Source organism: Actinoplanes sp. NPDC026623, assembly GCF_040638275.1.
In the GTDB taxonomy this organism is placed as follows: Bacteria; Actinomycetota; Actinomycetes; order Mycobacteriales; family Micromonosporaceae; genus Actinoplanes.
This window is the reverse complement of record NZ_JBEZXZ010000104.1, coordinates 22,204-30,164: the sequence shown is the minus strand read 5'-3', so window position 1 is coordinate 30,164 and position 7,961 is coordinate 22,204. Positions and strand designations below refer to the sequence as shown.

The following is a 7,961-nucleotide window of genomic DNA, read 5'->3' as shown; positions in this document are numbered from 1 at the left end:
GCCCGCCTCGGCGGCCGCCGCCGGGTCGGCGGTCGCGGCCGTCACCACCGCGCGCGGGCCGGCCAGCGCCTCCAGGCAGCCGCGGGCCCCGCACCAGCACTCGGGGCCGTCGATCTGCAGGCAGAGGTGGCCGAACTCGCCCGCGTTGCCCCGGCCGCCGCGCATGGCGCGGCCGTCGAGCAGCACGCCGGCGCCGAGGCTCGTGCCCATGTAGAGCGCCGCGAACGCCTGCTCCGGGCCGACCCGGGCCACCCAGTATTCGCCGACCGCGGCGGCCGTGGCGTCGTTCTCCACCAGCACCGGCCAGCCGGTCGCCTCGGCGAGCCGGCGGCCCAGCTCGTCACCGCGCCAGCCGTGCAGCCGGGCGGGGCCGTCCATCGGGCGGCTGTGCGGGCCCGGCCACACCACGCCGGCGCCCAGGCAGCGGGCCGGGTCGACGCCCGAGCCGTCCAGCAGCACGTTGACGTCGGCGACCAGGTCGCGCAGCAGCGTGTCCGGGTCGCTCGAGGCGGCCGCCGGGCGGGCCAGCCGGGAGAGGATGCCGCCGGTCTGGCCGGTCAGCACCAGCGTGGTGGTCAGCTCGTCGAGGTAGATGCCGACCGCGATCCGCGCGCCCGGGTCGAGGCGCAGCAGCGTGCGGGGCTTGCCGGTGGTGGGCGTGCGCCCGGTCTCGACGATCAGGCCTTCCTCGATCAGCCGGCGCACGGTCATCGACACGGCGGCCTCGGTGAGGCCGGTCATGGTGGCCAGCTCGACCCGGCTGAGCGGCTCGGACGCGCGGATCGCGTCGATGATGCTCTCCCGGGCACCCGGCCGCCCGCGGCGTGACCCGGCTGCTTCTCTCACTCGGTTACCACCTTGACAGACGGTTCGTCCGCGGCCGTGGCTCGCACGAGCATGACGCGATCGGGATACAGCACGGGCAACCGCAGGCCGGACGCGGCCAGCGCGCGACCCGGCAGCCGGACCCCCTGCGGCGAGCACCAGGGTAGCCCAGCGCCCCACGCCGCCGCGTTGCCGTCGGGAATGTCACCGGGCGGCTGCGGGCGTACCCGGTAGGTCCGGTCCGGGTCGAGGCCGGGAAGGCCGGCCCGGCCGGGCGGGTAGGACGCGCTGGTGGCGGTGGCGATCACCGCGAACAGGGCGTCGCCGCGATCGGCCGAGACCACCCCGGTCAGGTGGTAGGCGGGGTCGGCCAGGTCGCCGTGCACGAGCGTGCCGGTGTGCAGCAGGCCGCGCACCTCCTTGTAGAACGCCACCCAGCGGGCCAGCCGGTCCAGCTCGGCCGGCCCGGCCGCGGTGAGATCCCACTCGATGCCCAGATGGCCCCAGATCGCGACGCCGGCCCGCATGTCCAGGTCGAGCGACCGGCGGGTGGTGTGCGCCCGCGGCGCGCCCACGTGCGAGCCGATCAGTTCGAGCGGCAGCAGCAGGCTGGTCCAGCGCTGGATGGCCACCCGCTCGTGCGCGTCGATGCAGTCGGAGGCCCACACCCGGTCGGTGCGCTGCAGGATCTCCAGGTCGACCCGGCCGCCGCCGGACGAGCACGACTCGATCTCGACACCGGGGTGCCGGGCGCGCAGGTCGTCGAGCAGCCGATAGGCGGCGTGCGTCTGATCGTGCACCCCGGCCCGGCCGCTGGCCGGATGCCCGGCGTCGACCAGGTCGCGGTTGTGGTCCCACTTCAGACAGGCGATCTCGTACGCCCGCAGCAGCGCGTCGAGGCGGTCGCGGACGTACGCGTACGCCTCGGGGTTGCCGAGATCGAGCACCTGCTGGCCGCGGGCGGGCGGGGGGAGCCGGTCCCCGGCCGCCATCATCCAGTCGGGGTGCGCCCGGGCCAGGTCGGAGTCGGGGTTGACCATCTCGGGCTCCACCCACAATCCGAACTCCATGCCGAGGCCGCGCACCACGTCGACGAGCGGGCCGAGCCCGTCCGGCCAGACGTCGGGGGAGACCCACCAGTCGCCGAGGCCCGAGCTGTCGTCGCGGCGCGAGCCGAACCAGCCGTCGTCGAGCACGAACCGTTCGGCGCCCACCGCGGCCGCGGCCTCGGCCAGCCGGGTGAGCCGGGCCAGGTCGTGGTCGAAGTAGACGGCCTCCCAGGTGTTCACCACGACGGGCCGGGGCGTCCTCGGGTGCTGCGGGCGGTCGCGCATGAAGGCGTGGAACCGGCCGGACAGCTCGTCCAGCCCGGCGGCGGCGAACGACCCGTAGAGCCACGGTCCGAGGTAGCTCTCGCCCTCGCCGAGCGTCACCTCGCCGGGCAGCAGCAGCTCGCCGCCGCCGAGCGCGGACCGGCCGTGGTACGTGCGCTCGGCCACCGAGCGGGCCCCGCCGGAGAACGCGGTGTGCACGCCCCAGATCCGGCCGTGCCGGTTGCCGAACCCGGCCGTCCCGGCGCAGAGCAGGTGCGCGGTGTCGTACCCGGTGCGGCCGGTCCGGTTCTCCCGCACCCGCAGGCCGTGCGTGAACGCGGTGCGCTGCGGCGACCGCTCGCGCAGGTGGTGCCCGGTGAAGTCGAGCAGCTCGGTGGTCTCCTCGGGCACCGGCAGGAACAGGGTGAGCTGTTCGAGCCGGTACACGCCGGGGCCGGTGCCGGTGAGCCGGGCCCGGGTGCGCAGGATGCCGCTCGGGTGCAGCTCGACCTCGAGCACCAGGCGCAGCGCGGCGGCCTCGTCGGCCGCGGTGACCACCAGCCCGCCGGCGCCGCGTTCGACGGCCGTCACCGCGAACGCGCTCGACCAGTGCCGGCCGTCGCGGTGCCCCGCCAGGCCGGGGTGGCCCTGCCAGCCGGCCGACTGCTCGGGCAGCAGCGAGACCCGCACCGGGGCGTCGACGGAGAAGCCGATCGGCTGTGGCGCGGCGGCCAGCGCCAGGTCCCGCAGTTGTGCGGGAGTGAGGTCGCCGAGGGACTCTCCCCAGTGCACGATCGCGGGCAGCGCGGCGCCGCGGCAGTCCAGCACCACGCTCACCCCAGCGGCGCTCAGATGCACCGGGTCGGACATCGGGCCTCCACAGTCGATGGACGTTTGACGGCCTTCTTCAGTTGCTTAAGAATGTAGGGTCGGGGGCCGCGCCCGCAATCGAGTTGCGACGGGAGCCGTCCGCCATGATCCGAAGCGACCCGCACGAGGGCCGGGGCCCCGCCGGCCAGCTGATCGGGCTGGTGCTCACCGGCAGCGCGGCCGACCGGGTCGGCGTCGAGCCGTTCATGATGGAGCTCATCGCCGGCATGGAGGAGGCGCTCGCCCCGCGCGGCATCACCGTGCTCGTGGTGGTCGTCCCCGACCTCGACGCCGAGCTGGCCACCTACCGCCGGTGGGCCGGCGACCGCACCGTCGAGGCGGTCGTGGTGGTCAACGTGGTGCACGACGACCCGCGCCCGGGGCGGCTCGCCGGCGACGGCCTGCCCGCCGTGCTGGCCGGTCGGCACTCCGACGGCGCGTTCGCCAAGGTGCTGACCGACGACGCCGGCGCCATGACCGCGGCCGTCGACATGCTGGCCTCGCTCGGCCACCGGAGCATCGGCCGGGTCAGCGGCCCGGCCGACATGGTGCACACCACCGAGCGCTCCGAGGCGATGCGGTCGGCCGGCGAGCGGCTCGGCATCCGGGTGCGCATCGTCGAGGGCGACTACAGCGCCGAGGACGGGGTGCGCGGCGTGCGCGACCTGCTGGCCGGCGAGCGGCCGCCGACCGCGATCGTCTTCGACAACGACGTGATGGCGGTGGCCGCCGAGCACGATCTGATCCGCGCGGGCGTGCCGGTTCCCGGCCGGCTCAGCCTGCTGGCCTGCGACGACTCGCCGCTGTGCGAGCTGGCCGTGCCGCCGCTGTCGGCGCTCAGCATCGACGTGCACGAACACGGGCTCACCCTGGGCCGGGCGGTGGTGGCCACGCTCGGCGGCGAGCCGCCCCGCGACTACGCCGGGCCGCCGATCCGCATCCGCGGCCGGGAGAGCACCGGCCCGGCGCCGGCGGCCTGACCGGTGAGCACCCGCGCTGATCGGCGTCACGGCCGCTGTCGCCCATCCGGGTCTCGCCGCGCCGTCCGTGTAGCCTGTGAGAACCGCCGCACAGCTGAAGCGGTGCATCGGCTGCGTTGACCCAGTTTGTTCCTGCGGTGGCCGACCAGGTGGGGGACGTTCGTGTCAGTGCCGTTGTACCAGGCCAAGGCCGAGATGTTCCGTACTCTCGGGCATCCTGTTCGGATCCGGGTCCTGGAACTGCTGCAGCCCGGCCCACGATCGGTTCGTGATCTCCTTGCGGAGATCGACACCGAACCGTCCAGCATGTCGCAGCAACTGGCTGTCCTGCGCCGGGCCGGCATCGTGGTCTCGTTCCGGGACGGCGGATCCGTCATGTACGCGCTCAGCACGCCCGCGGTGCTGGACCTGCTCGCCGCCGGCCGGCGAATTCTCGGCGAGATCCTGACCGACCGCGACGGGCTGCTGGCCGAGCTGCAGGCCCGGATCAGCGCCTCGGAGAACGGCTCCCGGTGACAAGACGTGCTGGTTGCCCCGAACGCCCTTGTTCGAGGTAACCAGCACGCGAAGTGGAGGAGCCGGACGCCGGCGGTCACATGTCCAGCGTCTGCTCGATGACGCGTAGGCGGTGACGGGCCATGGCCAGGTTCGCCCGGTCCCGGTTCAGGGCCAGGTAGAGGAACAGTCCCTTGCCGGACCGGCTGGTCAGCGGTCGGATCAGGTGGTACTGGCTGTCGAGCGTGATCAGGATGTCCTCGAGCTTCTCCGTAATGTTGAGCATCTCCATCGCCCGCAGCTTCGCGCGCACGACGTCCGTGTTGCCGGCGGCGGCGACCGTCAGGTCGAGGTCCTTGCCGCCGCCCACCGTGCCCAGCGCCATCCCGCTGGAATGGTCGACCAGCGCGGCCCCGATCGCGCCATCGATCTGCATCGCGTCCTTGAGTGCCACGTCCATCTCTGCCATGCCCGACTCCTCCGAGTTCCGATGCTGTGTGCGGAGAGGATGGCGCCGCCGGACCCGACTTGATCGCACATACTGTCCGGCGGTCGCCGCGCGTGGATGTCACAGTGATGCTGCGACGCTTCTGACTTGAAGGATTTTGCAAGTACACACCTAGATGAGTACACATATTCGACAGCCGCAAAGTAGGCCGTGCCGCTTCGAGGCGCCCGCGGACGTCGCCGGACGAGGACGGCGTGGGCTGCGGGCCGGCCGCGCCGCCGGTGGCGATATCGTGGATCGTGTCGCTCGTCCGCTCGGCCGGTCTGCAGAAGTTCCGCGAGACCGTGCGGCAACTGGGCGGCGACCCGGTGCGCTACGCCCGGCAGGCGGGCCTGCCCGTCGAGGCGCTCGACACCGGCGACCTGCTCATCCAGGACACCGCGCTCGCGGCGGTGCTGGAGATCGCGGCGGTGGCGCTGCGGTGCCCGGACCTCGGCCTGCGGGTCGCCTCGGTGCAGGAGCTCAGCCTGCTGGGCCCGCTCGCGGTGGCCATGCAGAATTCACCCTCGGTCGGCGACGCGCTCGAGTGCACCTCGCGGTACATGTTCGTGCACGCCCGCGACCTGCACGTGTCGCTGATCGACGACCCCGAGGGCGTACCCGGGATCAAGGGGTTGCGGTACGCGTTCGGCGCCGGGGTCCGCCCGCTGCCCCAGGCGACCGACATGACCATGCTGTTCGTGCACCGGACGGTGACATTCCTGGCCGGCGGCGGGTACGGGCTGCGCTCGGTCGACCTGCCGCACCAGCCGACCGCGCCGCGGGAGCGTTACACCGAGGCGTTCGGCGCGACGGTCCGCTTCGGCCGGCCGGAGGCGCTGCTGCGGCTGCCCGCCAGCCTGCTCGGCCGTCCCCTCGAGGGCGTCGACGCGACGCTGCGCAGCCTGGCCCTGGCCTTCCTGTCGCAGCAGGCGCCCGGGCCGGACACGGCGGTGGCGGCCCGGGTGCGCGCGGTCCTCGCGCAGGCCCTCGGCACCGGCCCCACCGACCTGGCCGACGTCGCCCGGCTCCTCGCCACCCATCCGCGCACCCTGCAACGCGAACTCGCCGACGAGGGCCAGTCGTACGCGGCCATCCTCGACGGCGTGCGCCGGTCCCGCGCCCGCGGCTACGTGACGACCACGGACATGCCGCTGGCCCAGGTCAGCCGCCTGCTCGGATTCGCCGAGCAGGCGGTGCTGAGCCGCTGCGCCCGGCGCTGGTGGGGGATGAGCCCGTCAGCGCTGCGGCGCGCCGGCCGGACCGGCCCGGGTCAGCGCGGGGTGTCCAGCAGCGCCACATCGCCCTCGATCAGGCTGCCGAGCACGATCGTGCCGTCGCGCTCGGCGACCGAGGTGACGAAGCCGTAGGAACCGTCGTCGGTGCGCAGGTCGTGCACCGCCCGGCCGTCCAGGTCGAACGCCATGATCCAGGCGACGACGGCGGCCTTGGGGCGCACCGCGTCGGGCAGGTTCCACACCAGCAGCCGCAGCAGGCCCGGCAGCGGCAGCAGCCGGTCCAGCAGCGGGTTGCGCGGTGCGACGATGCCGGCCCAGAGCAGGCCGTCGCTGCCGAGGTACATGTTGTCGGGGAAGCCGGGCAGGTTGTCGACGAGCACCTCGGTGCGGCCGGCGTCCGGGCCGGTCAGCCAGTGCCGCCGGATCCGGTAACCAGCCGTCTCGGCGAACAGCAGGTGCGACTCGTCGGGGGCCAGGACCAGGCCGTTTCCGAACTTCAGACCGGGTACCAGGGTGGTGAGGGTGCCGTCGGGGTCGCGGCGCAGGAGCCGGCCGGTGCCGGAGTGCTCGAAGAAGTCACCGACGTGGTCGTCGAGGTTCCAGCGGCTCGTCGCGGTGGTGAACCAGATGGTGCCGTCGCCGCCCTGCACCACGTTGCTGGCGAAGGTGATCGGCTCGCCGTCGATCGAGTCGGCCAGCACGTGGACGGTGCCGTCCGGGCGTACCTCGAGCAGGCCCCTGTCGTGGTCGCAGACCAGGACGCCGCCGTCGGCGCGTGCGTGCAGCCCCAGCGGGCGCCCGCCGGTCTCGGCCAGCACCGTCCGCTCGCCGGTGGCCGGGTCGAGGCGCACGATGCGCCCGTCGGCGGTGCCGGTGATGATCCGGCCGGCGGCGTCGAAGACGACGTCCTCCGGGCCGTGCCCGCCGGTCGGCAGGCGGCGCCGGACCCGCAGGGGCGCGGTCCGGCCGCGGTCGGCGAGGCGGGGCGGCGTCCAGCGGCGCGGGCTGATGAGGCGGCGGGGCATGCGGGACTCCAGGTTCAGCGGTAGGTCAGCAGGCGGGGATCGGATTCCAGGTGGGTGTGCTCGTTGTAGGTGGACATCCACAGCCCGCTCCGGCCGGAGACCAGCTTCGTGACGCCGGTGTTGACCGTGACCCGGTTCAGCGCGGTCCACATCGCGGCGAGGGTGGCCGGCTCCGCCCCCGGGCCGGCGGTCAGCAGGGCGACGGCCATCGCGATCGGCCCGCCGGAGCTGACCGCGACGATGTCACGGTGCTGTCGCAGCAGGTCGCCGGCGCGTTGCAGGACCGCGATGATCCGCTCGCGGAAGGCGGGGAACGACTCGGCGTAGTCGCCGTCGTGGAAGCCTGCGCACCAGCGGCCGGTGGCCGCCTCGAAGATCTCCTGGAAGGCCCGGCCCGGCTGGTCGCTGCGGGCCAGTTCGGCCATCAGGTACGCGCGGTCGCGGTAGGCCGGCCGGTGCACCTCGACGACGTGCTGGAAGTCGAACTCGTCCCAGCCCGGATCGGCGCAGACCGGGATCGGGTCGCCGCCGAGCCCGTCGAGCAGCCCCGCGACGGTGCCCTCGTGGCGGCGCAGCTTGCCGCACAGCACCAGGTCCGGCCGGAGGCCGCGGCGGGCGAACGACGCGCCGAGCGCCCGCGCCTGCGCGCCGCCCAACTCGGACAGGGCGTCGTAGTCGCCGGCGCCGAACGACGCCTGACCGTGCCGGACCAGCAGCAGCCGTCCCAC

Annotated in this window: 8 protein-coding genes; 3 read left to right on the top strand and 5 right to left on the bottom strand. The window is 74.0% G+C overall.

What is annotated here, in order from left to right; translation table 11 throughout:
* Positions 1–846, bottom strand: an 846-nt coding sequence (locus tag AB0F10_RS26940) for an ROK family transcriptional regulator (protein ID WP_360630682.1), incomplete at its 3' end; no start/stop codon positions are given.
* Positions 843–3,008, bottom strand: a complete 2,166-nt coding sequence (locus AB0F10_RS26935) for an alpha-galactosidase (RefSeq protein ID WP_360630679.1) — start codon at positions 3,006–3,008, stop codon at positions 843–845. The genes AB0F10_RS26940 and AB0F10_RS26935, both read right to left, overlap by 4 nt.
* 104 nt (positions 3,009–3,112) lie before the next feature.
* On the opposite strand from AB0F10_RS26935, the gene AB0F10_RS26930 reads away from it, so the two are divergent.
* Both AB0F10_RS26930 and AB0F10_RS26925 read left to right on the top strand, forming a co-directional pair.
* Positions 3,113–3,988 (top strand): substrate-binding domain-containing protein, encoded by an 876-nt coding sequence (locus AB0F10_RS26930; RefSeq protein WP_360630676.1) that lies wholly within the window; start codon positions 3,113–3,115, stop codon positions 3,986–3,988.
* A gap of 162 nt (positions 3,989–4,150) precedes the next feature.
* On the top strand, positions 4,151–4,504 hold the full coding sequence (locus tag AB0F10_RS26925) for a metalloregulator ArsR/SmtB family transcription factor (protein WP_360630673.1): 354 nt from the start codon (positions 4,151–4,153) through the stop codon (positions 4,502–4,504).
* A gap of 76 nt (positions 4,505–4,580) precedes the next feature.
* Here AB0F10_RS26925 and AB0F10_RS26920 read toward each other — a convergent pair whose 3' ends face one another.
* Positions 4,581–4,952, bottom strand: coding sequence for a hypothetical protein (locus tag AB0F10_RS26920; RefSeq protein WP_360630670.1), 372 nt, complete (start codon positions 4,950–4,952; stop codon positions 4,581–4,583).
* Between the two features lie 278 nt (positions 4,953–5,230).
* Here AB0F10_RS26920 and AB0F10_RS26915 point away from each other — a divergent pair, with 278 nt between their 5' ends.
* Entirely contained in the window at positions 5,231–6,340 is a 1,110-nt protein-coding gene (locus AB0F10_RS26915) for an AraC family transcriptional regulator (protein WP_360630667.1), read from the top strand.
* On the opposite strand, the gene AB0F10_RS26910 is transcribed toward AB0F10_RS26915, so the two are convergent.
* Positions 6,244–7,233 carry an SMP-30/gluconolactonase/LRE family protein gene (locus AB0F10_RS26910; protein ID WP_360630664.1) on the bottom strand — a complete coding sequence of 330 codons (990 nt, stop codon included), beginning with the start codon at positions 7,231–7,233 and terminating at the stop codon, positions 6,244–6,246. The two genes, AB0F10_RS26915 and AB0F10_RS26910, sit on opposite strands and share 97 nt — an antisense overlap.
* Positions 7,234–7,247: 14 nt before the next feature.
* Positions 7,248–7,961, bottom strand: a complete 714-nt coding sequence (locus tag AB0F10_RS26905) for a histidine phosphatase family protein (RefSeq protein ID WP_360630661.1) — start codon at positions 7,959–7,961, stop codon at positions 7,248–7,250.